This window comes from Nonomuraea sp. NPDC050540 (assembly GCF_044457485.1).
Lineage (GTDB): Bacteria > Actinomycetota > Actinomycetes > Streptosporangiales > Streptosporangiaceae > Nonomuraea.
Genome location: NZ_JBITHA010000015.1, coordinates 156,034 through 180,136 on the forward strand (window position 1 = coordinate 156,034; position 24,103 = coordinate 180,136).

20 protein-coding genes are annotated in these 24,103 nt (G+C 71.0%); 13 read left to right on the top strand and 7 right to left on the bottom strand.

Annotated elements, in window-relative coordinates; genetic code table 11:
* Nucleotides 1-161: 161 nt before the first annotated feature.
* Nucleotides 162-1,079, bottom strand: coding sequence for a hypothetical protein (locus ACIBI5_RS39430; RefSeq protein WP_397254538.1), 918 nt, complete (start codon nucleotides 1,077-1,079; stop codon nucleotides 162-164).
* Between the two features lie 651 nt (nucleotides 1,080-1,730).
* On the bottom strand, nucleotides 1,731-2,606 hold the full coding sequence (locus ACIBI5_RS39435; RefSeq protein WP_397254540.1) for a hypothetical protein: 876 nt from the start codon (nucleotides 2,604-2,606) through the stop codon (nucleotides 1,731-1,733).
* A 658-nt stretch (nucleotides 2,607-3,264) separates the two neighbouring features.
* On the opposite strand from ACIBI5_RS39435, the gene ACIBI5_RS39440 reads away from it, so the two are divergent.
* From ACIBI5_RS39440 to ACIBI5_RS39475, 8 genes are read left to right on the top strand one after another with little or no spacing between them, the layout of a single operon-like run.
* A complete protein-coding gene (locus ACIBI5_RS39440; RefSeq protein WP_397254542.1) occupies nucleotides 3,265-4,653 on the top strand; it encodes an exopolysaccharide biosynthesis polyprenyl glycosylphosphotransferase in 1,389 nt (462 codons plus the stop codon).
* Nucleotides 4,653-5,948: an O-antigen ligase family protein gene (locus tag ACIBI5_RS39445; RefSeq protein WP_397254544.1), complete on the top strand. Its 1,296-nt coding sequence runs from the start codon at nucleotides 4,653-4,655 to the stop codon at nucleotides 5,946-5,948. Before ACIBI5_RS39440 ends, ACIBI5_RS39445 begins: the two co-directional genes overlap by 1 nt.
* The gene (locus tag ACIBI5_RS39450) at nucleotides 5,945-7,474 is read left to right on the top strand and encodes a lipid II flippase MurJ (protein ID WP_397254546.1); all 1,530 of its coding nucleotides are present in this window, start codon (nucleotides 5,945-5,947) and stop codon (nucleotides 7,472-7,474) included. The genes ACIBI5_RS39445 and ACIBI5_RS39450 overlap by 4 nt, the downstream gene beginning before the upstream one ends.
* On the top strand, nucleotides 7,471-8,175 hold the full coding sequence (locus ACIBI5_RS39455; protein ID WP_397254548.1) for a polysaccharide deacetylase family protein: 705 nt from the start codon (nucleotides 7,471-7,473) through the stop codon (nucleotides 8,173-8,175). The genes ACIBI5_RS39450 and ACIBI5_RS39455 overlap by 4 nt, the downstream gene beginning before the upstream one ends.
* The gene (locus ACIBI5_RS39460) at nucleotides 8,172-9,302 is read left to right on the top strand and encodes a glycosyltransferase (RefSeq protein ID WP_397254550.1); all 1,131 of its coding nucleotides are present in this window, start codon (nucleotides 8,172-8,174) and stop codon (nucleotides 9,300-9,302) included. The genes ACIBI5_RS39455 and ACIBI5_RS39460 overlap by 4 nt, the downstream gene beginning before the upstream one ends.
* A complete protein-coding gene (locus ACIBI5_RS39465) occupies nucleotides 9,299-9,943 on the top strand; it encodes a hypothetical protein (protein ID WP_397254552.1) in 645 nt (214 codons plus the stop codon). Before ACIBI5_RS39460 ends, ACIBI5_RS39465 begins: the two co-directional genes overlap by 4 nt.
* The gene (locus ACIBI5_RS39470) at nucleotides 9,940-11,043 is read left to right on the top strand and encodes a GNAT family N-acetyltransferase (protein WP_397254554.1); all 1,104 of its coding nucleotides are present in this window, start codon (nucleotides 9,940-9,942) and stop codon (nucleotides 11,041-11,043) included. The genes ACIBI5_RS39465 and ACIBI5_RS39470 overlap by 4 nt, the downstream gene beginning before the upstream one ends.
* Nucleotides 11,040-12,146, top strand: coding sequence for a glycosyltransferase (locus ACIBI5_RS39475; RefSeq protein ID WP_397254556.1), 1,107 nt, complete (start codon nucleotides 11,040-11,042; stop codon nucleotides 12,144-12,146). The genes ACIBI5_RS39470 and ACIBI5_RS39475 overlap by 4 nt, the downstream gene beginning before the upstream one ends.
* A gap of 29 nt (nucleotides 12,147-12,175) precedes the next feature.
* Here ACIBI5_RS39475 and ACIBI5_RS39480 read toward each other — a convergent pair whose 3' ends face one another.
* Entirely contained in the window at nucleotides 12,176-14,017 is a 1,842-nt protein-coding gene (locus ACIBI5_RS39480) for a glycosyl hydrolase (RefSeq protein ID WP_397254558.1), read from the bottom strand.
* Between the two features lie 362 nt (nucleotides 14,018-14,379).
* On the opposite strand from ACIBI5_RS39480, the gene ACIBI5_RS39485 reads away from it, so the two are divergent.
* The 4 genes from ACIBI5_RS39485 to ACIBI5_RS39500 all read left to right on the top strand — a co-directional run bounded on the left by ACIBI5_RS39485 (nucleotide 14,380) and on the right by ACIBI5_RS39500 (nucleotide 17,752).
* Nucleotides 14,380-15,564 (top strand): ATP-grasp domain-containing protein, encoded by a 1,185-nt coding sequence (locus ACIBI5_RS39485; protein ID WP_397254560.1) that lies wholly within the window; start codon nucleotides 14,380-14,382, stop codon nucleotides 15,562-15,564.
* Nucleotides 15,561-16,799: an NAD(P)-binding domain-containing protein gene (locus ACIBI5_RS39490; protein ID WP_397254562.1), complete on the top strand. Its 1,239-nt coding sequence runs from the start codon at nucleotides 15,561-15,563 to the stop codon at nucleotides 16,797-16,799. Before ACIBI5_RS39485 ends, ACIBI5_RS39490 begins: the two co-directional genes overlap by 4 nt.
* Nucleotides 16,790-17,104 (top strand): hypothetical protein, encoded by a 315-nt coding sequence (locus tag ACIBI5_RS39495; RefSeq protein WP_397254564.1) that lies wholly within the window; start codon nucleotides 16,790-16,792, stop codon nucleotides 17,102-17,104. Before ACIBI5_RS39490 ends, ACIBI5_RS39495 begins: the two co-directional genes overlap by 10 nt.
* Nucleotides 17,105-17,200: 96 nt before the next feature.
* Complete coding sequence (locus ACIBI5_RS39500; RefSeq protein ID WP_397254566.1) at nucleotides 17,201-17,752, top strand: C40 family peptidase; 552 nt, start codon at nucleotides 17,201-17,203, stop codon at nucleotides 17,750-17,752.
* 224 nt (nucleotides 17,753-17,976) lie between these two features.
* Here the strand turns inward: ACIBI5_RS39500 and ACIBI5_RS39505 are convergent, their stop codons facing one another.
* From ACIBI5_RS39505 to ACIBI5_RS39520, 4 genes are all read right to left on the bottom strand, one after another.
* Complete coding sequence (locus ACIBI5_RS39505) at nucleotides 17,977-18,246, bottom strand: hypothetical protein (protein ID WP_397254568.1); 270 nt, start codon at nucleotides 18,244-18,246, stop codon at nucleotides 17,977-17,979.
* 257 nt (nucleotides 18,247-18,503) lie between these two features.
* A complete protein-coding gene (locus ACIBI5_RS39510) occupies nucleotides 18,504-19,652 on the bottom strand; it encodes a S8 family serine peptidase (protein ID WP_397254570.1) in 1,149 nt (382 codons plus the stop codon).
* 101 nt (nucleotides 19,653-19,753) lie between these two features.
* Nucleotides 19,754-21,208, bottom strand: a complete 1,455-nt coding sequence (locus ACIBI5_RS39515) for a GEVED domain-containing protein (RefSeq protein ID WP_397254572.1) — start codon at nucleotides 21,206-21,208, stop codon at nucleotides 19,754-19,756.
* Between the two features lie 923 nt (nucleotides 21,209-22,131).
* Nucleotides 22,132-22,860 (bottom strand): MarR family transcriptional regulator, encoded by a 729-nt coding sequence (locus ACIBI5_RS39520; RefSeq protein WP_397254574.1) that lies wholly within the window; start codon nucleotides 22,858-22,860, stop codon nucleotides 22,132-22,134.
* A gap of 236 nt (nucleotides 22,861-23,096) precedes the next feature.
* On the opposite strand from ACIBI5_RS39520, the gene ACIBI5_RS39525 reads away from it, so the two are divergent.
* Nucleotides 23,097-24,071 carry a hypothetical protein gene (locus ACIBI5_RS39525; RefSeq protein WP_397254576.1) on the top strand — a complete coding sequence of 325 codons (975 nt, stop codon included), beginning with the start codon at nucleotides 23,097-23,099 and terminating at the stop codon, nucleotides 24,069-24,071.
* Nucleotides 24,072-24,103: the final 32 nt, after the last annotated feature.

Consider the following 24,103-nt stretch of genomic DNA (forward strand, 5'->3'; position numbering starts at 1 on the left):
GTCAACAGCACGGGTGCGAGGGCTCAAGAGATCGCAAAGCGGTCCGGCGCGGGATCCGCCGTGCTCTACCGTTTTCCGCGTGGCCCCCACCGCCACTCTGGATGGTTCCCCGTCCGCAGAAGGTAAATGGGGGAGCCCGGCGTCGCGCCGGGCTCCCTGTTTCACAGCAGCGCTTCCACGTCCGTCCACAGATATGTGACGTTGACCCAGTCATTCGTGGTCATGCCGAGGTCCTGCCAGAAAAGCTCGTCCGCCAGATCTATGCCCGCCGGATTACGCACCTTTCTCGACCTGTCGTCGCGGCCCCCGTTGTATCCGTCGAGATATGCCGCCTGCGCCTGAGGCTTTCCCTGCGGCAGATCCGGCCACATATCGCGGGTGGCCGCGGCGTTCCAATAATCGTCGCGGATATTCCACGGGCCCACGTCCCAGATCGGCGCGACGACGCAGCGCGTGGCGTAGCAGATCTTGACCTCGTAGGCGCGTTCCGTGGTGTTGGCGTTCAGGGCCCGCCTGGAAGGCAGGGCGACGAAGCGGTCCGTGGTGCCGATCGTGTGACCGTTGGCGGTCTTGTCGCCGATCTGGCCGATACGGGTGGCGAAGACGCGGCTGGTCAGCGGCTTGGGGGCGGGTTCGGTCCCGGCCTGCGGCTGGCCGCGGGCGGGGTCGACGACCAGCAGGCGCAGGCCGTACACCTCCGGGCCCTGGCCGGTGCCGCGCTGCGTCAGCGTGATCCTGGCCTGGAGCTGGGTGGACGAGGCGGGCAGGACGACCTCGTCGGAGCCCTGTCTGGCCTCCCGCCACTCCGTCCAGCGGGCGGAGCGGGTCTGGCCGCGCAGCTCCAGCATGACGCCCGCGCCCGGCGGCGTCTCGGCCATCATGATCGGCCGGATGCGGTTGGCCAGGGAACGTGTGCCGATCGCGGTGGTGACGTAGAAGCCCTGGCGCTCTTCGCCCTCGGTGGCCGTGGCCGCGAGCTGGGGGCCGAGCCGCAGGCCACGTGCGGTGTGGGCGACGTTGAACTGGCTCACGCCGTCCATGGTGAGGTCGACGGCGAAACTCTGGCTGGCCGTGGCCACGCCGGGTGGTAGGAGCCAAAAGGCGGCGATTCCCGCCGCCGCAACGGTTTTACCGATCCTGCTGAGCACTTTCCGCATTCCCGCCCGCTCCTCGCTTGCCGTACGCGATGCATCTTCGGGGCGCTTATTGACTTAGTCCGACATCTCCGTCTCTGGCGCCCCGACGGGTCATACCCTCGGGCAATGGCGCCATGGGAAAAGCACGGTATGGACGCTGCCATGAAAGAGGATTTGCGCGGGAGAAAGAAGCTATATCGGGCATTCTGCTAATTTTCCCTGGAAAACGCGACGGCCGACGGCCGTGCTCGGGCACGGCCGTCGGCGGTTGTCCACGTGAGCCATACCACCGAGTTCGGGTGAAGCGGGCACTATCACCTCGCTCGGCGGGCTGCGCTGTCAGGAACGCAGCTGTCACGCCACACAGCAGTTCGTGGCGCCGATGTTCCCGTTCCCCTCCAATGGCGAGGGCATCGACGTCACCAGGTCAGAGCCCACCGCGTACAGCGACGCGGGCAGGTCGTGACCGCAGCCGATCTGTTCACGCCCGGCGAAAGGCACCATGACGCCGGACGGGTGCGGAAGACGGTCGGGGGGCTGCTTGCTCTGTGCGGCGAAGGGCCTGTGGTTCCTTCAGCGCACGAGGGAGTGACTCTAGTGAGCCGCTGCCATGTCGCCGACGGCGCCGGTCGTCGGGACCGAGGAGCCCAGCGCCTCTCCCACAGCCGCGGGAGCGCCCTTCGTCTGCGCCAGCGGCGACGCGGCGAGCGGGCCTTCGACGAGCGGGGCGATCTCGTCGAGCGGGACGTCGGTCCGCGGGCCGGCGACGCGCTGCGCCATCGGCTGCCTGACCTCGGGGCTGCCCAGGACGGGCGCCAGCTCGGTGGACACCGCCGCGGGCATCGCGGACTTGACCGCCGCGTTCGGGCCGCTGAGCAGATCGTGCGCGGAGACGGAGCCGACCTGGTGGGCGGCGGTCTTCGCCATGAACGCCGCGTGGTCGGTCTGACCGGCCAGGCGCTCGGTGATCTGCGGCATCGCCGCCTCGGCGGCGGGCTCGAGCGCGGGGGCGTGCAGGATCTCGTCGGCGCGCCCGGTCAGGGAGCTGACGACACCCGGCACCGGCTCGTCCTGGTGCTCAAGGCCGACGACCTCACGCCCGTCCAGCAGCGCGAAGTCCAGCGGCGAGCTCGCCGCGCCGGTGAGGGCCGGCTCGAGCGGGTTGCGGTGCTCCACGCCGGCGGCGTTGGAGGCCTCGTTCAGCGGAAGGCCGTTGCGGAAGGTCCCCTGCGGGAGAAGGCGAGCCGCGCCCTCCACCGAACGGGCCGTGCCGTCAGCGGAACGGGTGATCCCGTCCACCGGGTTCTCGCTCTGCGTGATCCCCGCGAGCGGGCTCGTGAGGGACATCAGCGGGTTCTGTCCGTTCCCGCCGAGCAGGCTGCTGCCGCCGCCTCCGCCGAGGAGGCCGCCGAGCGGGTCCCCGTCACTCCTGGCCGCGGCCAGGGCGGGTCCGGCCAGCGCCGCTGCCATTCCCAGGCAGGCCACAGCTATGGCCGTGCTTTTGACTATGCGATTCATGATTGCCTTTCCGGGCTGTGATCGGACGTGTTCGCGATTACGCATGACCTACGAACCGATTACTCCGAATGCCGCGACGTGCGCCCTGTGGACACCGCACAAAGCGCTATCGCGACCGAGCTACCGGGAAAGTTCTATCACCGCGTCTCGGCCCCATCCGACGACGTTGAACTATGTGGGCACAGGCTTTGCCTTAATCAGCCGCCGATTACCACAGTTAATTCGCCGGCGACTTCTTCATTGACCAGCGCCGCGGCTGACGGCATGTCCGTCTTCACGGGACAAGGCCTGCTCTGGCCGTATTGCCGAGAACAAAGAAGTTGTCCGTTTGCTCCGCGCGGGCATGGAATAACTCGCGCAGCCGCGGGCCACAATTCCAGCGCTACTGGCAGTGGCGAAATATTTGCCCACCCATGAACCCCGCGCGAGCCTTCTATCGGCCAGTTCCAACGCTTGCGCCGATACCATCTCAACGATCTTGGGGCGCGAATGAACGCCATTCTTGTGTCCTCGCACAAGCGCCTGCAGAGAAACAGCCACGACTGCCAGCCCCTGCCACTACCCCTCATCCCGCAGCACTGGCGTGTGACCGCGACCTTGGAGGCAACAGATGACCGTAGCTGTTGGCACCAGCGAACCGACTGAGGACTTCCTGGATTCCGGGCCCGCGATGGCACCCGAGGCGCCCGCCTCACCTCGACCTGACATCCCCCTGCGCCACCTCACCCGGCGAGCCGCCCATCTCGGCCTGCCGACCGCCTGCCTGCTGGCCGCGACGACCATCACCGGCTGGCGGCCGACCAACCTGGCGGCAGCGGTCGCGATCGCGGTCGCCCTGCACGTCATCCTGCCCAGAGCCCGGTTCACGGGCTGGGCGATGGCCGCTCTGTGCACGCTGAGCCTGGAGGCGTGGCTGTGCTCGCCCGTCCCCGCGCCGCCGTCCGCGGCCTGGCTGCTGGCGGGCCTCTGCCACGCCGCGCTCATGGCCCTGGCCCACGGGGCCGTACGCGCCTGGCGGCACGTCGCGGCCCGGCGCCGCGCTCCCCGCAAGGCCGTGATCCTTTCCACCGGCGAGCACGGCGTACGGCTGGCCAGGACACTCCTGCAGCACCCCGAGCACGGCATCGAGCCCATCGGCCTGGTCGGCGCCAGCGCGTCGGCCCACGGCCCGGCCGACGACCTGCCGGTGCTGGCCACCTACTCCACCTGCGCCCAGATGCTGCGGCGCTCGGCCGTCAGCGTCGTCATCCTGGCCGGGCAGCCGCCGATCTCGCGGGCCGTGCTGCAGGAGATCGGGGCCACCGGGTGCCAGATCATGCTCGCCCCCGGACCGGACGACCTCGTCCAGGACTTCGTGGCGCCGGGCCGGCAGCTTCAGAGCTTCCCGCTGGTGGACATGCGGCCGCCCGCGCAGCGCCGGCCGTACTGGATCGCCAAGCGCGTCTGTGACGTCACGCTGGCGCTGCTCGCGCTGCTCGCGCTCGCGCCCGTGCTGGGGCTGTGCCTGCTGGGCGTCCGGCTGGAAGGCGGGCCGGGCGTGCTGTTCCGCCAGCGGCGGGTCGGCATGGGCGGGCGCTGCTTCGACATGCTGAAGATCCGTACGCTCAAGCCGGCCAGCGCGCGGGACTCGGCCACCCAGTGGACCGTGAGCCAGAGCCGCCTCAGCGGCCCGTTCGGCGGCTTCCTGCGCAAGACGTCGCTGGATGAGCTGCCGCAGCTGTGGAACGTGGTCACCGGGGACATGAGCATCGTGGGCCCGCGGCCGGAGCGGCCGTACTTCGTGCAGCAGTTCTCGAAGACGGTCGAGCGCTACGACCGCCGCCACCGGGTTCCCGTGGGGATCACCGGCTGGGCCCAGGTGCACGGCCTGCGCGGCGACACCTCCATCGAGGAGCGCGCGCGCCTGGACAACCACTACATCGACACCTGGTCGTTCGGCCTGGATGTCAAGATCGCGCTCAAGACGATCGGCTGCGTGCTGCGCCTGGGCGGCGCGTAGTGGCGCTCGCCCTGCGTCCGCGCCTCTCCCCGCACGCGCTGAACTGGCAGCGGCCCAGCATCCTGGCGGTGCTGACGGTGGCGCTGGTGTGCGTGCCGCAGCAACGGGCCCAGCTCGACTCGTCCTTCAACGTGACCGCGGCCGACGTGGCGGCCGGCTGCCTGGTGGTGGCCGCGCTCGTCCACGCGCTCAGGGGGCGGCTCCGGCTGCCCAGGCGGGCGTACCTGCTGGCTCCGCCCGCCGTCGCGGTGACGGCGGCGACGCTCGCCAGCGTGGACGTCGTCGCGGCGCTGCCGGGGTTCGTGCGTTACCTCGAGATCTTCGTGATCGTGCCGCTGGCCATGGCGATCGTCGTCCGCGACGAGGTGGACCGGCGGCTGGTGGCGGCGGCGGTGCTCGGCGTGGCCCTGGTCCAGGCGCTGCTCGGGTGCTGGCAGGCGTACTCGGGCAGCGGCGCCTCCTACGGCGGGCAGAGCATCAGGGCGATCGGCACGTTCGGCGCCGTCGACATCATGGGCATGGCCACCGTCGTCAGCTACGGCGCGATCGTGGCGCTGGCCCTGGTGCTGACCACGCGGGGACGGCCACGGGTCGCCGCGACGCTGGTCCTGCTCGTCCTGCTGGCGGCACTGGTCCTGTCGCTCAGCCGGGGCGCGTGGCTGGCGTGGCTGATGGCCGGCGTCGTCATGATCCTGCTGTCGGGCAGCAGGAAGGCCGTCGGCGGCGCTCTCGCCGGGGCGCTCGTGCTGGGCCTCGTGGTACTCGGCGGCTGGGGGTCCGGAACCGTCACCCAGCGGCTGGCCTCCATGACCTCCGTCGCCTCCCAGCCGGACCAGTCGGTCAACGACAGGTACGGCCTGTGGGAGACGGCCGCCGGCATGTGGCACGACCATCCGCTCCTCGGCGTGGGCCCGCGCGGCTTCGCGGCCTGGCGCGACAACTACGCGCCCCTGCACGTCTCGGCCAGCAGCGACACCGCCGACCCCGTGAACGGATTCCAGCGGCAGGAGCTGCGCTCCCCGCACAACATGTACCTGCTGGTGCTGAGCGAGCAGGGTCTTCTCGGGCTCTCTGCCTTCGCACTGCTGTGGGCCGGGCTGGCCGTGCTGGCGGCCAAGCGGGCGCGGCGCGGCGGCACCTCCGCCCAAAGGGCGGCGGGGCTGTGCGCGGCGGGCTTCCTGACCTGGCAGCTCGTCGACTTCGTCTACGCCGACGTGGGCGGATCCCCCACCGTCGTCATGTCGATCATGATCGGCCTGCTGTTGTCCTGGGTGGTCGCGGCGGACGCGGCATGAGCGCCACCACCGAGGAGACCCGCGGCCCGCTGGCCAGGGCCACCACGGTCACCATGCTGCTGGTCATCGCCGGCTCGGCGTCCGGGTTCGCCCGCGACCTCCTGGTGGCGGGCGTCTTCGGCGCCAGCGCGGGCACCGACGCCTTCATGATCGCCTGGACCATTCCGGAGACGGCCGCGCCCCTGCTCATAGAAGGCGCGCTGTCGTTCCTGCTCATCCCCTACTTCAGCCGCTCCGTGGAGGAGGGCCGGTCATTGCGCGAGGTCGTCTGGGCCGCGCTGCCCAAGGCCGTCCTCGCGTTCGTGCTGCTGAGCGCCGCCACGGCCGCCGCCGCGCCACTCATCGCGCGCGGCCTGGCGCCGGGCATCCAGGAGCACGACCTGGCCACCCGGTGCACGCAGATCACCTCGCTGACCGTGCTGGGCTTCGGGCTGGCCGGGTTCTGCAGCGCCGCGCTGCGTACGCGGCGGATCTTCGGCCCGCCCGCCGCCATCTACCTGGCCTACAACGCCGCCATCGTCGGCGCCATCGCCATCGGCCACGACGGCTGGGGGATCACCGCGGTGGCGTGCGGCGTGGCGGCCGGCGGCCTGCTCATGGCGCTCATCCAGGCCCCGTCCTTCATCCGGCACATCGGAACCCCGGTCAGGACCGGCGTCGCGACGTCGATCTCCTGGACGATCTTCGCGCCCATCGCCGCCTTCACCCTGCTGCGCCAGGCGCAGGTGTTCGTCGAACGGTTCGTCGCCTCCTCGCTGCCGCCCGGCTCGATCTCCTACCTGAACTACGCGCAGAAGATCGCCCAGGTGCCCATGGTGGCCTCGCTCATCCTCGCCACCGTCTCCTTCCCGGTCCTGGCCCGCTGCGTCGCCGCCGGCGACGGCGCGGGCGCCGGCCGGCGGGTGCTGGCGGACACGTGGGTGGCCGCCGCGATCGTGCTGCCCGCCACGGCGTTCCTGGTCGCGCACGCGCCCGGCGTGGTGGGCCTGCTGCTGGAGCACGGCGCCTTCACCCCGGACGACACCGCCGCGACGGCGTGGAGCATGCGCCTGTACTGCCTGGGACTGCTGGGCCAGGCCGTGGTCGGCGTGCTGTGCCGGGTCTACTTCTGCGCCTCCCGGCCCTCCTGGTACCCGGCCGCCGCCATGGCCGCCGGGCTGGCGCTCACCGCGGTCGCCGCGCCGTTCCTGGCGATCCCGCTCGGTGTGGGCGGGGTCGCGCTGGCCAACGCGGCGGGCATCAGCCTGACGGCCGCGCTCCTGCTGGGCGGGCTCGGCGCGCCGCTCCTGGTGCTGCCCAGACGCGCGCTGCTCGGGTCCGTCGGCCGCCTGTCCGCGGCGGCCGCCGTCGCGGCGGGCGTCTCCTTCCTGGTCCGCCCGGTCACCGCGGACCTCTCGTTGATCGTCGCCGTGCCGTGCCAGGCCGCCGTCACCACGGCGGTCTTCGTCACCGCGGCACTACTCACCGGTTCCAGGCGGGACCTCGGCGACGCGCTGAGGCCCTGCGAAGGGGGAGTGCGATTGTGAGCCCAACCAGGCAGCAGGTCCTGATGTACCACTCGGTCGACGACTTCGACGAGGATCCGTACCTCATCACCGTCAGACCCGCCCGCTTCGCCGCGCAGATGGCGTGGCTGCGCGGGCGGGGGCTGCGCGGCGTGTCCATGCGCGAACTCCTGCGCGCCCAGCGCGAGGGTACGGCCCGGCGTCTCGTCGGCCTCACCTTCGACGACGGGTACGCCGACTTCGCCGCCCACGCCCTGCCGGTGCTCCTGCGCCAAGGCTTCACCGCCACGGTCTTCGCCGTCACCGGCCGCCTGGGCGGCGACAACGCCTGGGACCCGCTCGGCCCGCGCAAACCGCTCATGACCGCGGAACAGCTCAGGCAGGTCGCCGACGAGGGCATGGAGGTCGCCTCCCACACCCAGACGCACCTGTCGCTGGCCGGCGCCCCGACCGGGGACCTCTACCACGAGGTCAAGACGAGCCGCACGGACCTGGAGGCGATACTCGGCCACGAGGTCCTCGGCCTGGCCTACCCCTACGGCCACGCCGACCGCGAGGCCGTCGAGGCGGTACGCGCCGCCGGCTACACCTACGCCTGTGGCATCAAGCCCGGCGAGGCTGACCAGCTCTGCCTGCCCAGAACCCACGTGAGCGACGACGACCGGCGGCTCCGGCTGACCGTCAAGCGGGGCCTGCACTACTGGAAGTGGGGCCGGCGATGAAGGTGCTGCACGTCATCACCGGGCTGGAGGCCGGCGGGGCCGAGCGGCAGCTGCGTGACCTGGTGGCCAACCATCACGTGACCGCCGAGGTCGCCGCGCTCACGAAACCGGGCCTGATCAGCCAGGCCATCCAGGCCGAAGGGGTGACCGTCCACCATCTCGGCATGACCGGCAACCGGGACCTGCGCGTACTGGGCCCGCTGTGGCGGCTGGTCCGGCGCGGCGGCTACGACGTGGTGCACACGCACCTGTTCCGCGCCGGGTTGTACGGACGGCTGGTCGCCCGGCTGGCCGGCGTGGCCGCGATCGTGGCCAGCGAGCACTCCATCGGCGAACGGCACCTGGAGGGCCGGCCCATCACCGCGCCGGTGCGCGTCATGGCCCGCGCCGGTGAGCGGCTCGGGCACGTGACGGTCGCGGTGTCGTCGGCGGCGGCCCAGCGGCTGGTCCGGTGGGGCGTGCCGGAGCAGCGGATCGAGGTGATCGCCAACGGCATCGACCCGCGGGCGTTCCGCTTCGACCCGGCCGTGCGGGAGACGACCCGCAGCCGGCTGACGATCCCGCCGCACATCACGGTGGTGGGCGGGGTGGGCAGGCTGGAGCCCGGCAAGCGGTTCGACGTGCTGATCGAGGCCGTGGCCGGGTTGCCGGACACCGTACTGCTGCTGGTGGGGGACGGGCCCGAGCGGGCGAACCTCGTCGCGCACGCGCGCAGGCTGGGGATCGCGAACCGCATGGTGCTGGCCGGGCAGTCCAGCCAGGTTCCGGCACTGCTGTCGGCCATGGACGTCTTCGCGGCGCCGTCGCAGGAGGAGACGTTCGGTCTCGCCATCGTCGAAGCGCTGGCGTGCGGGCTGCCCGTCCTCTACAGCGCGTGCCCGGCGCTGGACGAACTGCCCGCGAGCGCCTCGCCGAACGCGCGGCGGCTGCCCTCGGCGGCGGAGCCGTTCCGTCAGGCCGTGGAGGAGCTCATCGCGGCCGGCGCGCCACGGCAGCTCCCGCCGCAGGCCGTGGACCACTACGGCATCGGCCATCACGTCAACCGCATCGAAGCGCTGTACCTGCGCGTGCACGAGCAAAGATCCCGATCGAAGACCATCGCGCCAGCCTGGGGAGAGCAACCATGAGCGTGACCCGCCGTGTATCCGCCGCTGCCCGGCGGTGGTGGCCGCAAGGCTGCGCCGTCGTCCTGGGCCTGTGCGCGGGACTTCTGTACACCGCGCTGACCGACCGCGTGTACACCGCCCAGGCGTACGTCGTCGTGGTGGCCGACGCCCCGTCGAGCATCGAGCAGACGACGAAGTTCGCCCAGGCCTTCACCAAGATCGCCACGCAGCCCGCCGTCGTCGGCGCCGCGCTGCGTCCCGGCCTCGCCGCCCGCACGGTCGGCGAGCTGCAGCGCACGGTACGCGTCTCCGGCTCCCCCGACGCCCCGATGATCAGCCTGGCCGCCTCCGCGCCCGACGCCGCGCAGGCAGCGGGTCAGGCCAACGCGCTGGCCCAGGCGCTCATCACCTACGCCGGCACCCGCGCCCCCGACACCGGCGTCCGCATCGCCAACCTGTCCCAGGCGCTGGCGCCGGAAGAACCGTCAGGCCCCGACGCGCTCATCAACCTCACCGTGGGCGGCGCCGCGGGACTCCTGCTCGGCGGCTTGTTCTACCTCGTCGCCCCGCCCGCCAGACAGAGCCGTGACAAGGGCGCATCCCGCGACGAGCCCGCCGCCCGCTCCCGCGAGCGCTCACGCAAGCGGCCGGTCGGCGCATGACGCCCGGCCTCCTGGCCGGCGGCCAGAACAGCGTCGTGACCGACCCGGGCGCCTTCGCGGCCATGAAGCCGGAATGGGACGCCCTGTACGAGCGCTGCGCCACCTCCACCCCCTTCCAGTCGCACGCTTGGCTCACCTCCTGGTGGCAGTGGTACGGCGGGCGGTCCCGCCTGAACGTCCTGCTGCTGCGCCACCAGGACCGGCTGGTGGCCGCGCTGCCGCTGATGCGCACGCGGCGCTGGGGCTGCCGGGTCCTGAGCCCGCTGGGCGTCGGCCTGTCCGACTACACCGACGTACTCCTCGACGAGGCGCATCGCGACGGCCTCGCCCGTACCGCGGGCGAGGCGCTGCTCGGCCTGCCCGGCTGGGACGTCATGGATTTCCCCGAGGCCCAGCCGGGCGCCGCCCTGGAGACGTTGCACGCGTGCTGGCCGGGCCGCCGCTGGCTCATGGAGGGCTCCTCCTGCCTGTACATGCCCGCCCTTCCGCTGGAGGACCAGCTGGCCGCGCTCGGCACGCGTACGGCCGGAAAACTCCGCCGCGGCCTCTACAAGATCGACAAGCTGGACCTTCAGGTGCACGCGGTGACCCCGGAACAGGTGCCCGCGGCCATGGAGGACCTCCTGCGCCTGCACGCCCTGCAATGGGCGGGCCGGCCGATCAACAAGGAACACCTCAGCTCCCGCTTCCAGGCCCACCTCACCAGGTCCGCCACCGAGCTCATCGCCACCGGACGGGCCGCGCTGACGGAGTTCCGGGTCGGCGAGCGCCTCGTTGCCGCCGACTTCTGCCTCATCGGCGCCGACTTCGCCGGTGGCTACCTGTACGGGGCCGACCCCTGGCTGCGTACCCGCGTCGACACCTTCGCCATGGTCCTGCGGCACGGGCTGCGCCAGGCGCACGCGCGCAGGCTGGAGAAGCTGAGCCTGCTGCGCGGAGCCGAGCCGCACAAGGCCAAGTGGGGCGCAAAGGCCATCGGCAACCGCCGCATGATCTTCGGCAGGACGCACCGGGCCGGCCTCTACGCGGCGCTGGTGCGCGCCCGCATCCGCGCGGCCCGCACGCTCAAGGAACGCCTCCCAGTGAAGGCCGGCTCATGACCATCTCAGTCCTGCACGTCAGCCAGCCCGTCGAGGCGGGCGTGGCCGCCTACGTCAGCGCCGCCGCCGCCGACCAGGTACGGCGCGGCTGGCGGGTCACGGTGGCGGCGCCGTCGCGCGGCACGCTCCCCGACCGGCTCGCCGAGCAGAAGATCCCGCACGCGGCCTGGGAGTCGGCCCGCTCCCCCGTGCGCTCGTGCAAGGACGAGACCGTCGCGCTGCGCCGGATCGTCGACGAGCTCGAACCCGACATCATCCACCTGCACTCGGCCAAGGCGGGCCTGGTGGGACGCCTGGCCGTACGGGGCCGGCGGCCCACGCTCTTCCAGCCGCACGGCTGGTCGTGGCTGGCCTGCCGGGGCGCGACGGCCAGGACCGCGATCGCGTGGGAGCGCACCGCCGCGCGCTGGGCGGCCGCGATCGTGTGCGTCGGCGAAGGCGAGGCCGAGGCCGGGGCGGCGCGGGGGGTGGCGGCCCGGCTCGTCGTCGTGCGCAACGGCGTCGACCTCGACCACTTCACCCCCGCCGGCATCGAGGCGCAACTACGGGCCCGCGCCGAACTCGGCGTCCCCGAGAACGCCCGGCTCGCCGTCTGCGTCGGCAGGCTCACCCGGCAGAAGGGCCAGGACCTGCTGCTGCGTGCCTGGCCCCGGGTGCTGCGCTCGTGCCCGGACGCGCGACTGACGCTGGTCGGAGACGGCGAGCTCAAGGCCCAGCTGGAGGCCGACGCGCCCCCCGGAGTGCACTTCGCCGGCCCCAGCGCCGACGTGCGGCCCTGGTACGCGGCCTGCGACCTGGTCGTCATGCCGTCCCGCTGGGAGGGGCTGCCGCTGACCGCGCTGGAGGCGATGGCCAGCGCGCGTCCCGTCGTCGGCTTCGACATCCCCGGGCTGCGCGAGGTGATCGGCGAGGAGACCGGCGCGCTGGTGACGGCCGGCGACCTCAGGGGGCTGGCCTACGCGCTGTCCTCCCGCCTGTCCTCCCACGACGGTACGGCGTGGCGCGAGGGACAGGTCGCCGCTCTGCTCAGCAAGGAGTTCGACGCCCGGGTGACCATGGAGGTGCTGGCCGGGGTGACCGCCAGGGTGCTCGGGCGGGGCTGACCCCGGGTTCGCCGCCCGAGCGTCCGCGTTCAGGTCGGCAGCTCGTCCCCGGGTACGGCCGGCGGCATCACCGTGGGACTGGGCAGGTTGCCCGGCACCTCCAGCTGTACCGGCGGCGGCACGACGACCATCGTCAGCAGGCTCCGCCACAGGCCGACCAGCCAGGTGAGCATCGGCTCCCTGGTGACCTGCGGGGGCAGGGTGATGGCCGGGAGGGTGGGCGGCATGGGGTTCTGGATCGACGGCGGCACGGGGTTGGACGTCACGCCCAGAGGCGGGATCGCCCCGGTCGGCACACTGGTCGGCGCACCCGGCGCACCCGGCGCACCGGGGTCACCGGCGCCGAGCGGGATCGCGGGTGCGCTTGGAAGCGCGGACGTGCCGGGCAGGGCGGGCGCCGACGGCAGCGCCTCCGTGCTGGGCAGCGCGGGCGCGGACGGTAGCGCCGACGTGCTCGGCAGCGCGGGCGCGCTTGGAAGGGCCGACGTGGACGGGAGCGCGGGCTTCGACGGCAGCGCCTCGCTGCTGGGCAGCGCGGGCGCCGACGGCAGCGCGGAGGTGCTGGGCAGCGCGGGCTTCACCGGCAACGCCGACGCGCTCGGCAACGTGGAGGCGCTCGGCAACGCCGGTGCGCTCGGCAACGCCGACGTGCTTGGCAGCGCCGGCTTCGACGGCAGCCCCGGCGCGCTGGGCAGCGCGGGCTTGGGCGGCAGCGCGGGCGCGCTTGGAAGCGCCGACGTGGACGGGAGCGCGGGCTTCGACGGCAGCGCCTCGCTGCTGGGCAGCGCGGGCGCCGACGGCAGCGCGGAGGTGCTGGGCAGAGCGGGAGCTGAAGGGAGGGCGGACGTGCTGGGCAGCGCGGGCGCCGACGGAAGGGCCGACGTGCTCGGGAGCGGAGGGGTGGTCGGTGTGGGCGCCGCCGGGGTCGGCAGCATCTGCTGCAGCAAAGTCCGGAACCCCGCGGCCGACCGCGGGTTGGACGAGCACTGCCACACCCCGTGCGGGCAGTAGTCCGACAGCGAGTGGTAGGCGACGTTGTGCCGCCCGATCCAGTCGAGCATCTGCCGGACGTAGGTGGGCCGGTCGCCGTACCGGAACAGGCCCCACTCGGGGAACGACATGGGCTTGCCGTGGGCGGCGGCGAACTCGGCGTGGTGGCGCAGGCCGTACGGCTGGGAGACGTAGGACTGGAAGCCGTTAGAGGGCGGCTGATCGTAGTTGTCCATGCCGATGATGTCCACGACGTCGTCGCCGGGGTAGCACTCGGTCCACGGAATCGCGTCGCGCCCGCGGTTGGCGGTGAAGTCGAAGCGGAAGCGCTGCCCGGTCACGGACCGCATGCTGGTCACGATCCGCCGCCAGTACGCCTTCCACGCGGTCGGGTCGGGCGCGCAACGGCTGGAGTACGTCGTGCCGTTCATCTCCCAGCCCAGGACGATGATCGAGTCCTCGGCCCCCTCGTCGACCAGCCGGTCGGCCAGCTTCTTGAAGGTGAGGTCGAAGGCGCCGCTGGCTCCGGCGTTCAGCAGCACGGAGACCGCGGCGTCGGACAGCTTGCCCTCGTTGGGCGCCACCATGGGCACGTTGATCGCGAGGATCCTGCCCGGCTGGGCCGCGCGCCACTGGGTCCAGGGCTTCAGGATGAAGTCGGGGCCGTGGAAGGCCGCCCAGGTCTCGCCGGGGATGTAGGTCCTGCCGACGGTCACCTCGCGGCCGAGCCAGCGCTCGAAGCCGGGCAGGCGGGCGGCGCCGTTGGCGTCGGAGCCCATGAAGACGCCGAGCGCCGCCCGCTGCTTGGTCACCGCGAGCAGCTTGGGCTCGGGCTCGGCGACCGCGTCGGGCTGTACGGCGACGGCGGCCACGAGCAACACGGCGGCTCCAAGCGCGCCCCTGTGCCTAAGTCCGGGGAACATGTGCCTTCTCATCCGGCTAACTCACCATTCCTGCCCGTCAAAGCATTACTGCGTGGTTCCATTCCCCTTCCTGCTTGATGAGAACATCAAATCTCCTCCGGAATTTCGCAAGCAATGCACAGGATGACCGTTTCGTCACATAAGAGCTTTTCGCACCAGCTCGTCCCTGACATTGGAGAAACAATAACGCCCTCATGAAAAACAATTCACCGTGTCCATGATAGGAAAGACCGGTGAACGACGCTCCCCAACAGAAGCGGAATAACGATATCCGCAACTGCCTGCCCGTCGCCCCGAGGGCCCCGGCACTGGTCGTCAGGATGGATCGCAACCCATTCCATCACGGCACCCTCGCCGCCATTCGGTCGCTGGGTCGCATGGGCGTCGAGGTGCACGCCGTTCTCGAAGGCCCGCACGGTCCTGCGGCCCAGTCGAAATACCTCTCCAGCTGCGGCCACTGGGACACGGCGCCCACCGCGCCCGAGAGCTTTCTCCGCACAATGCTTTCCGCCGCCGACCGCATCGGCGGAAATCCGGTCCTGCTGCCAATGGACGACATCACCGCCATCTATACGGCGCAGCACGCACAGGACCTGTCCCCCAGATTCCGGATATCGAATCCGGCCGGCGAGCTCCCCGCCCAGCTCGCCGACAAGCACGCGCTCGCCACCATCTGCGCCCATCTCGGCGTCGCCCACCCGGACACCCACGTGGCCGAGACCCAGGACGACCTGCGCTTCGCCGAGCGCGCCTACGGCTTCCCGATGATGGCCAAGTGGGCCAGGCCCTGGCTGGCCGCCGGCGCCCGCGGCCTGCGCAGCACCACGCTCCTCCAGTCGCACGACCAGCTCCGCGCCCTGGCCGCACGGGCCCCGGAGCAGGACAGCGAACTGCTGCTGCAGCGCTACATCCCGCCGACCCGCGACGCCGACTGGTTCTTCCACGGCTATTTCCGCGAGGACTCCACCTGCGACTTCGCCGGCTCGGGCAGGAAGGAGCGCGCCTATCCCCCGGCGGCCGGGATCACCACGCTCGGCCGATGGCTGCCCAACCCCGAGATCGACCACACCGCCAGGACCCTCGCCAAATCCCTGCGCTACGCCGGAATCCTCGACATGGACTTCCGCTTCGACGTCAGGGACGGCAAGTACTACCTGCTCGACTTCAATCCCCGCGTCGGCGCGCAGTTCCGCCTCTTCGGCGACTCCAACCGCATCGACGTCATCAGGGCCGCCTATCTGGACCTGACCGGGCAGGACTCAAACTTCGGTTCTCCCCAATACGGCAGGACGTATCTGGTGGAGAATTACGACCTCTTGCGGAAGCTGGCCAGAAAGCCCGGAGGAAACGGCCGCCGCCGCCCGGGATGGCTGTCGTCCCTGCGCCGGGCCGACGAGCTGGCCTGGTACGCGAGGGATGATGTCAAGCCCTTCACCGGAATGGTGAAACAAACGTTTCTACGCGCCATGAGGGCATGCACACCAACGATCGAAAGAATGCCATGAACACCGAAACCGTCGACGTCGCGGTCATCGGAGCCGGGCCCTACGGCCTTTCCGTCGCCGCATACGCCATCAGCGCCGGCCTTGAGGCCCAGGTCTTCGGCCAGCCGATGAACGCCTGGGACAAGCACATGCCCACCGGCATGCTGCTGAAGTCCGAGCCATTCGCCTCGCACCTCGCCGACCCCGCGGGGGATTTCACGCTCGCGGCATACTGCCGTGCGCACGGATTCCCCTATGCCTATGCCCGGCCCACTCCCGTGGAACGTTTCGTCGACTACGGGAGATGGTTCTGCGAGCAGGCCGTCCAGGACCGTGTCACGCCGGTCAACGTGGTGGACGTCGCCAAGCAGGACGAGTTGTTCACCGTCACGCTGGAGACGGGCCGGCAGGTCCAGGCGCGGGCCGTGGTGCTGGCCGTGGGCTTCCTGCCGTTCGCCCGCATTCCGGCGGCGCTGGCGTCGCTGCCGTCGTCGGTGCTGGCCCACAGCTGCCAGCTCAACGATCTCAGCTGCTACGCCGGCGAGAAGGTGGCGGTGATCGGCGCCGGGCAGTCGGCCATCGAGACCGCGTGCCTGCTGCAGGAGGCCGGCGCGTACCCCCATCTGATCGCGCGCACGGCGGCGCTGAAGTGGAACGAGACGCCCGTCGAGGAGCGCACGATGCTGGCGCGCTGCCTCGCCCCGCGCTCGGGGCTGGGGACCGGCTGGCGGTCCTGGATGTGGTCGGAGAAGCCCGCGCTGGTGCGCCATCTGCCCGGACGCGTGCGGCGGCGCATCGTGCGCACCACGCTCGGCCCGGCCGGCTCCTGGTGGCTGAAGGACCGCTTCACCAGCGTCCCGACCAGCCTCGGCGCACGGCTGCGGCGGGCCGTCCCCGGCGAAGGCGTCGACCTGCGCCTGCAGGACGCGGCGGGTGGCCTCTTCCACCTGCACGCCGACCGCGTCATCGCCGCGACGGGGTACGTCGTCGACGTGCGCCGCTTCAGCGTCCTGGAACCGGGGCTGCGTGACTCCGTCGCGCACGTGGGCCACGCGCCCGTGCTGAGCAGCACGTTCGAGTCCTCCGTGCCCGGCCTGTTCGTCGTGGGGCTCGCGGCCGCGCCCACGTTCGGGCCCGTCATGCGCTTCGTGCACGGCTCCCGTTTCGCCGCGTCCACGGTCGCCCCCGCGCTGGTCGCGCGGGTGTCCGGCCGCCGTTCTTCCTCCTCCGTCACTGTGGAGCCGTCATGCCGATGACCAACCGCCGCGCGGCGTTCGCGATCGCCGCGGGTCTGTGCGCGCTCGCCTGGCTGGGTTCTCCCGGTACGGCCGCCGCCACCGCCACCCCGACCATCGTCGTCACCTCGCCCGCGGACACCCCGATCCGGGCGCGCACCCTCGGCACCCCGGTGACGGTCGAGCCGAGGAGCCCCGGTCAGTATTCGATGTCCGTGGTCAGGGCGAGCGACTTCTCCGTCACGGCTCCGGCCGCGCGTACGGGACCCGGCAGCGCGATGCTGCACGGCGACCCCTACGTCGCGGTCCTGGGCCCGGCCCGCTAGTACGGGTAGTTTTGCCGTAAATGATCAGCCTTTGAGGCTGATCGACCGCGCCCGCGGGCACCCTTCCCGTCAACTACTTCGACGGGGACAGGTGCCATGAAGCTCGAGTTCATCATCGGCGGAGCTCTGTTCGTGGGCGCGGTCCCCCCGTTTCCGCTCGACCCCGTTCCCGAGCTCTTCCAGTGGTGCGCCTCTTGGTACACCTCGGCCTGCGAGCGGTCGGCGGGAGTCGCCCGCGGCCGGCTGGCGGCGAACACCGCGCTCGGCACGCTCGGCACACCCTATTCATGGGGCGGCGGCGGGCCCTCAGGAGCCACTTACGGAACCGGCAGGGGAAAGCGCGTCAAAGGCTTCGACTGCGCAGGACTGACCGAGTACGCGTGGTCTCAGGCCGGTGTGGGAATCGGTTCGAGCACCTATGAACAGTGGCGCTCGGGAACCCGGATTCCCAGGACCCGAATTCAGGTCGGCGACCTGGCCTTCTTCGAGACCGATTCCAAGCGCCCTGGTCCTGACCACGTCGGCGTCGCCATCAAAGCGAACCAGATGGTGGTCGCGCCATTCACCGGCGCCGTCGTGCGCATAGAGGCGATCGACCGGCGCAATTTCGTGGGGCTGGTCAGGCCCGCGCGGCAGAAGCCCGGATGATCTTCACGGGCAAAAAGAAATGCCCCTGATCCGGCTCCTCGGGAGTTGGGAGCCGCATCAGGGGCATTGTCGACTGTCGGTGAGGGAGAGTGCCCGTCTACCGCTCACCAGCCGGTTCGCGTGCGGCCTCCTGACCTGCCGTCACCCGAGGTCCGCGCGAATGCCGGCGCGCTGTCATCTCTGCCAGCGCGCCGGCACTTCACACGGACTTTCTAGCGTCCTGCTCAGCCGTCCCGACCCTCGATGTCGGTCAGGCTGGTGTTGTTGGTCAGGAGCTGCAGGTTGATGCGCTCCAGGTGCGCGATCGTGAGGACGTCAATCTCGTTGTTGTTGAGTGCGTGGTTGAGCACCGGAACGACGATCGACGCCGGGCTGTGGGCGTTGCCGACGTTGTCGTCGTTGCCCTTCTCCCACGTGGCCGCAGAAGCTGCGGTGGACGAGGCAGCCAGGAAAGCGCCTGCGGCGAGCGCACCGATGACAATGCGACGAAGCATGTTTACTTCCTCCAGTGTGCGAATGGAATTGGTGGCGCCGCCTGTTGAGTTGGCAGCTGCGCCATGCATGACTACCTTGCCGCGCCACGCATACTAATTCCACCGATCCTTGCCGTATTAAAGTCAAAGACCGCCATGGATTCCTTGGCACAGCAGAGCGAATACAATCAGCCATTCGGCCTTTTCTCAGAGTGCCAAGAAAGGCTGTTGTCCGCCGCCCGATATATGTCCAAATCGGGCCATATCACACCCCAGAGTCAGAGCTTGGGTTCGGTATCCCCAACGTAAAGCAGCCTGTTGGGGGTATCACGCCGGAGTCCCGATACGACGTTTCTCGTCGACGTCTCCATGAGCACCGACGCGATGTCGGCAGGAGTGGCGCGCGGGCTTGTGGCCAGCAACAACGCCACCGCTCCCGAGACGTGCGGCGTGGCCATCGAGGTGCCGCTCGCCGACCGCGCCGAGGTGTCGTCGGTGAACCACGCCGAGTCGACGGCGACCCCTGGAGCGAAGAGGTCCACGCACCGGCCGCCGTTGGAGAACGGGGCCCGCTCGTCCGCGCGCGTGGTGGCCCCGACCGTGATGGCCTCCCTGGCGCCCGAGGGTGAGGCCTCGCAGGCGTCGGCGTTCTGGTTGCCCGCCGACACCACGTACGGGATGCCGGTCGCGATCGAGCTCCGCACGGCGCGGTCGATGGCCGAGCTCCTGCCGCTCTGCAGGCTGATGTTCACCACGGCGGGACGCCGGGCGTTGGCGGTCACCCAGTCGATCCCGGCCACGATCTCGGCGGTGGTGCCGTAGCCGGCGCAGTCGAGCACGCGTACACCGACCAGCTGGACGTCTTTGGCCACGCCGTAGGTGGCGCCGCCGAGGATGCCCGCCACGTGTGTGCCGTGGCCGTAGCAGTCCTGGGCGACGAGGTCGGAGTCCACGGCGTCGTAGCCGTAGCGGGCCCTGCCGCCGAACTCCGTGTGCGAGAGCCGCAGGCCGCTGTCGATGACGTACGCGGTGACCCCGGCGGCGCTGCCGCCGCGCACGCCGATCCCGTCCAGGGGCAGGCGGCGCTGGTTGACCCGGTCGAGGCCCCAGGGGCTCGCCTGGGAGGTGAACACCTGGTTGTGCTCGATCGTGGCCACCCGCCGGTCGGCGGCCAGTCTCGCCGCCTGCTCCGCGCTCATGGACGCGGAGAACCCCCGCAGTGCGGAGGCGTAGATGTGGTGAACCTCGCCGCCGTACTGCTTCGCCAGGGCGGCGGCCTGGGTCTCGACGCCCGCCTCGTCGCCGTCCGGCGGGAGCCGTAGCGCCACGACGAACACGTCGCGGTCGACGGCGCCGCGCACGGGCGGCGCGGCGAGCAGCCCCAGGCACAGGGCGAGGAATGCTGCGGAGAATCTGGCCCAGATCACATGCGTCTCATTTCTACGATCGGCAGGCGCGGCGCCTGCCCTGAGGGCCGGCACCGCGCCTGCGTTTCACGTGATGGTCTGGGGGTTTTTCGGGGAGTTCGTCAGTCGCGCACGGCCACCGAGGCGCCGCACCTCTCCCCCCCGCACGTGCCCGGCCAGCGCGTGGCCACCTTGCCATTGCCGAGGTCGCCGCGCTTGACCTGGACGCGCACGCGGATCTCGCGGGTGGCTCCGGGTTCGAGCGTGCCCTGCCACGTGAGGGCGGAGCGCGTACGGGAGGCGGGACGAGGGTTGATCGCCCGCACCTTCGCGTCGTCGAGCACGTCGTCCAGGCGCATCGACAGGTGGTAGGGAAGGGCCGTCTGGCCGCTGTTGCGGACGCGCGTGGTGAACGTCAGGCGCTCTCCCTTGCCGATGCGGTTGGGGGCCGTGTGCGAGAGGCGTACCTGTCCGGGGATCAGAAGGTTGACGCGGTGGTCCTCCACCTCGCCGGTGGCCGCCCAGCCGGTGGGCACGCTCACCTCGGCGGCCGCCTCGGCCAGGCGCAGGCGCAGCCACGACGGGCCCGGCTTGGCGTCCTGCGGCGGCGCCCAGGTCAGGACCGCTCGCGCGGAGTTGGCCGGCAGCACGGCCGAGGCGCGCTCGGACGGCTGGAAGCGGCCGTCGCGGTCGAAGTCCACCCATCCGGCCAGCACGCCCGATGACGTGGTCCGCACGGGCACCGTGAGCTGGAGGCGGCCGTCCTGCCCGGCCTCCAGACGTCCCGCCGAGGCGTCGTCCTGGTCGTCGTCGCGCCGGCGCGGGGTGAAGCTCACCATGCCCGGCCGGTCGGACGTGGCCGAGGCGCCGATCGACTGGTCGGAGATGGAGTGGGAGGCGGCGCCGTACGAGGCCGGGGCGTCGGAGTCGTCCTGCTCGAAGGTGACGCGGAAGACGCCCCACATGAACGGGTCGCCGGCGGGCAGCGTCCGGCGGACGTTGCGCGCGCGCACGTCGACGGTGAACGACGAGACCATGCCGTTGACCTGCGCGGTGCCACACATGTAGACGACGCCGCAGGTGGTCTCGCGCTGGCGGCCGCCGGCGTTCGGAACGATGGCCTGCCGGTCGACGTCGAAGCCGGGGAATCCCGCGATCTTGCTGAACGTCGGCCGGGACGGGGTGCCGCCCAACAGGCGCAGCCCGGTCCAGTACTCCTCCCGGTTGCCCGCCGAATCCACCGTCGCGCCGCCGGTGCCCGCGACGTGCAGGCGCGGGTTGCGCACCGGGCTGGAGAACCTGAACGTCAGGGTGGCGACGTCACTCCAGCCGTTCGGCTGGACCGCGAACCCCTCGTAGAGGTCGCTGATTCCGGCGGCGGCCTTGGCGTTGACCGGGTCCAGGTACTCGTCGGCCGGGGCGCCAGGGTCGGCGCGCAGGGTCTCGGCCTTGGCCACCCGCGTGCCGGACGCCATCTTCTTCTCGACCGTCATGATGATGCCCGACGGCGCGACGCCGCGGGCGTTCTCGACCGTGTTCGCCATCGTCCAGGTGTTGCGCTTGCCCTTCGACGCCATCGCGCCGGCAACCCCTGTCCCGTGGCTCGTCGAGGGTCTTTCCTGATCTACGGCAAGTGCCCCCGGGGAGCCCAGCGTGCTGATTAGCATCGCGGCCATGACGTTGACCACCGCGACACGCCGCAATCCACCCCATACGGAAACCACACTTATTACCCTTCCGTCCTCGACGCAGGTTCTCTACTTTCGCGCGCTCTTGCGGAGGCAGACCAAGGAGGCACTACTGCGGATCAGCAGGGAAAGTGAGCTCCGATATCAGCTGGCCTCGCTGAGGCGCGATCAGCGCCGCCAGTACGGCGGATCGCCCTGACGAATCCTGCCAGCGCGGAACACGTGGAGAACCGGCCGAAAGCATATCCAGATCAAAAACATCTTCAGTTCCCGGCGATGCGCCACACATATCCAGAAATGCCCACATATCGACGGCAGCGGGTGACGGCGGTGCTCTGCCCCCGTACATGAGCCTTTACACCGGGCTCGGGAGGGCACCGCGGGCCGCTTTGCAGACCGGCCAAGCTATCGATCCGGTCGCGCCCATTCCACAACGCGTGGTTGCCGTGTCGGGGCATTACCCGCCCTTGACGCGAAGAATCGCCCCACCCCAGCACGCCCCGCCATACGGGCTTCCACCACGCGGCACAACCCAGGCGGACAGACAGCTCGTGCGGCCGCCAGACCCCCGGCTCCGCCTCCCGGCGTGACCCCTGCCGGGTACCCCGCCGCGTGTGGGTGCCCCGCTGTGTGCGGATGGCCAGGCCGTGCGGGGTGGAACGGTGCGGGTGGGCCGAGCGGTGCGGGTGACCGAGCGGTGCGGGCAGCCAGGTGGGACGGTGCAGGTGGGCGGGCCGTGCGCGCGGCCGTGCGGGTGGGCGGTGTGGGTGGGTGGGCGGTGGGGGTGATTCGGCGGGTCTCTCGCGGGTGGTTCAGGGGGCCGGGGGTTGTCTGGTGGCGTAGTCGTGGCGCCACTGCTCGGCGGCTTCGATCATGGCCTGGCCCACGTGGCCGAAGAACTGGCCGATGTCCTGGAGGCGGGTGCCGGCCGGGGTGGTGTCGCCCAGGACCTGGGCTCCGTCTCGGGCGAAGTCGGCCAGCAGGATGTTCTGGCGGGCGCTGGCCGTCCAGCCGCGGAACCAGGCGTCGGCGTCGATGATGTAGCGGTCGCGCCGCCGGCGGGGGTCGCGTTCGCGGCGGATGAGCTCCTGCTGCTCCAGCTCGCCGACGGCCTTGGAGATGGACGCGGGGCTCACCTGGAGGCGCTGGACCAGCTCCGCGGCGGTCAGGCTGCCGCTGTCGGTTACGTACAGGCAGGTCAGGACCCTGGCGGTCATCCGGGGCAGGCCCGTGGCGACCATGATGCCGGTGAACCGCTCCTCCAGGTCGTGGACGGCCCGCGGGTCTCGGCCGGAGGCGAGCCGGTCCTCCACGCGCGCGGGAGGAGGCGTGGCGGGCTTGCCGCGGCGGGCCCGGCCCTGGGTGGCCCGCTGGGCCTGGGCCGCCCGGTAGCCGGACGGGCCGCCGTTGCGGGCCACCTCCCTGGTGACGGTGGAGATGGGGCGGTCCAGCTGGCCCGCGATCTCCGTGTACGTGAACCCCTTCGCCAAGCCGTCGGCGATCGTCTGCCGGTCCTCCTGGGTCAGCCTGCCTCCGGGCATCGGGTCCCGCCTTTCGTGTCGTGTCCGCCTGCCGTCCCCCATTCTTGCGTTCGACTTCACTCCATTGCAAACCATCGGCGTCCGCTCTTGCGTTTAACTTCATCATCATTGCAAAACTTTATGGCTTTGAACTGCATAATCGCAGGCTCTAGCAGTTTCTGCGTTGACGAAATCTTAAACGCAAGATAGCTTTCAGTTGTTCGCGAAACAGTGAACGACAGTGAACGGAGCCCCTCATGACTTCCTTCCTCGCCCCCGTGCGCACCTGGCACCGTCCGTTGATGGTGTGCGCGGCGCTCATGCTGGGCCTGATGCCGGTCGCCGGCGTCGGGCTCGTGGTGGACGACCGGACCCTGCTGAACGAGTCGGTGTGGATCAAGCCGCTCAAGTTCGGCTTCGCCTTCGCCCTGTACGCCCTCACGCTGGCCTGGCTGTCGACCAAGCTGACCCGGGGCAGGCGGCTCGGCCGGTGGGTGGGCAACGTGTTCGCGGTGACCGCGGTCGTGGAGGTCGGCGCCATCACGGTCCAGGCGGCACGCGGCACCTTCAGCCACTTCAACGCCGACCTGGCCGATCCGGTCACCGCGGCGCTGGTGCCGATCCTCACCTACGGCGTCATGATCATTCTGATCGCCCAGCTGGTCCTCGGGGTGGTCGTGCTGATCCAGCGCACCGGCGGCGCGGCGCTGAACCGGGCCATCCGCACCGGGCTGGCGCTGGCCACGTTCGGCATGGTCCTGCCCGTCTACTGGCTGGTCGCCCAGGTCACCCCGCGTACGGTCACCGACGCCAACGGCCGGCAGGTGCCCATGTACCAGGGCCACGGCATCGGCGACCCCGACGGCAACGGCATGTTCCTCACCGGCTGGAGCGTGACCGGCGGCGACTTCCGTGCGCCCCACTTCTTCGCCCTGCACGGCATCCAGGTGCTCCTCCTGCTCGCCGCGGCGCTGGCCGCGCTGGCCGCCGAGCGTGCCTGGCTGCGTCCCGAGAAGGTCCGCGCCCGGCTCGTCGGCAGCGCCGCCCTCGGCTACACGGGGCTGGTCGCGGTGGTGACCTGGCAGGCGGTACGCGGCCAGTCCCTGATCCACCCGGACGCCGCCACCCTCCTCGCCCTGTCCGCGGTGCTGCTGATCGCCGCGCTGGCCGCGGCCGGGTCGGTCGTCGCCGCCAAGCGCGCGGCGGCCGTACCGCTCCGCGTCGCCCGCTGAAACAGACCATCTGAGAAACGCTCGAAAGGACA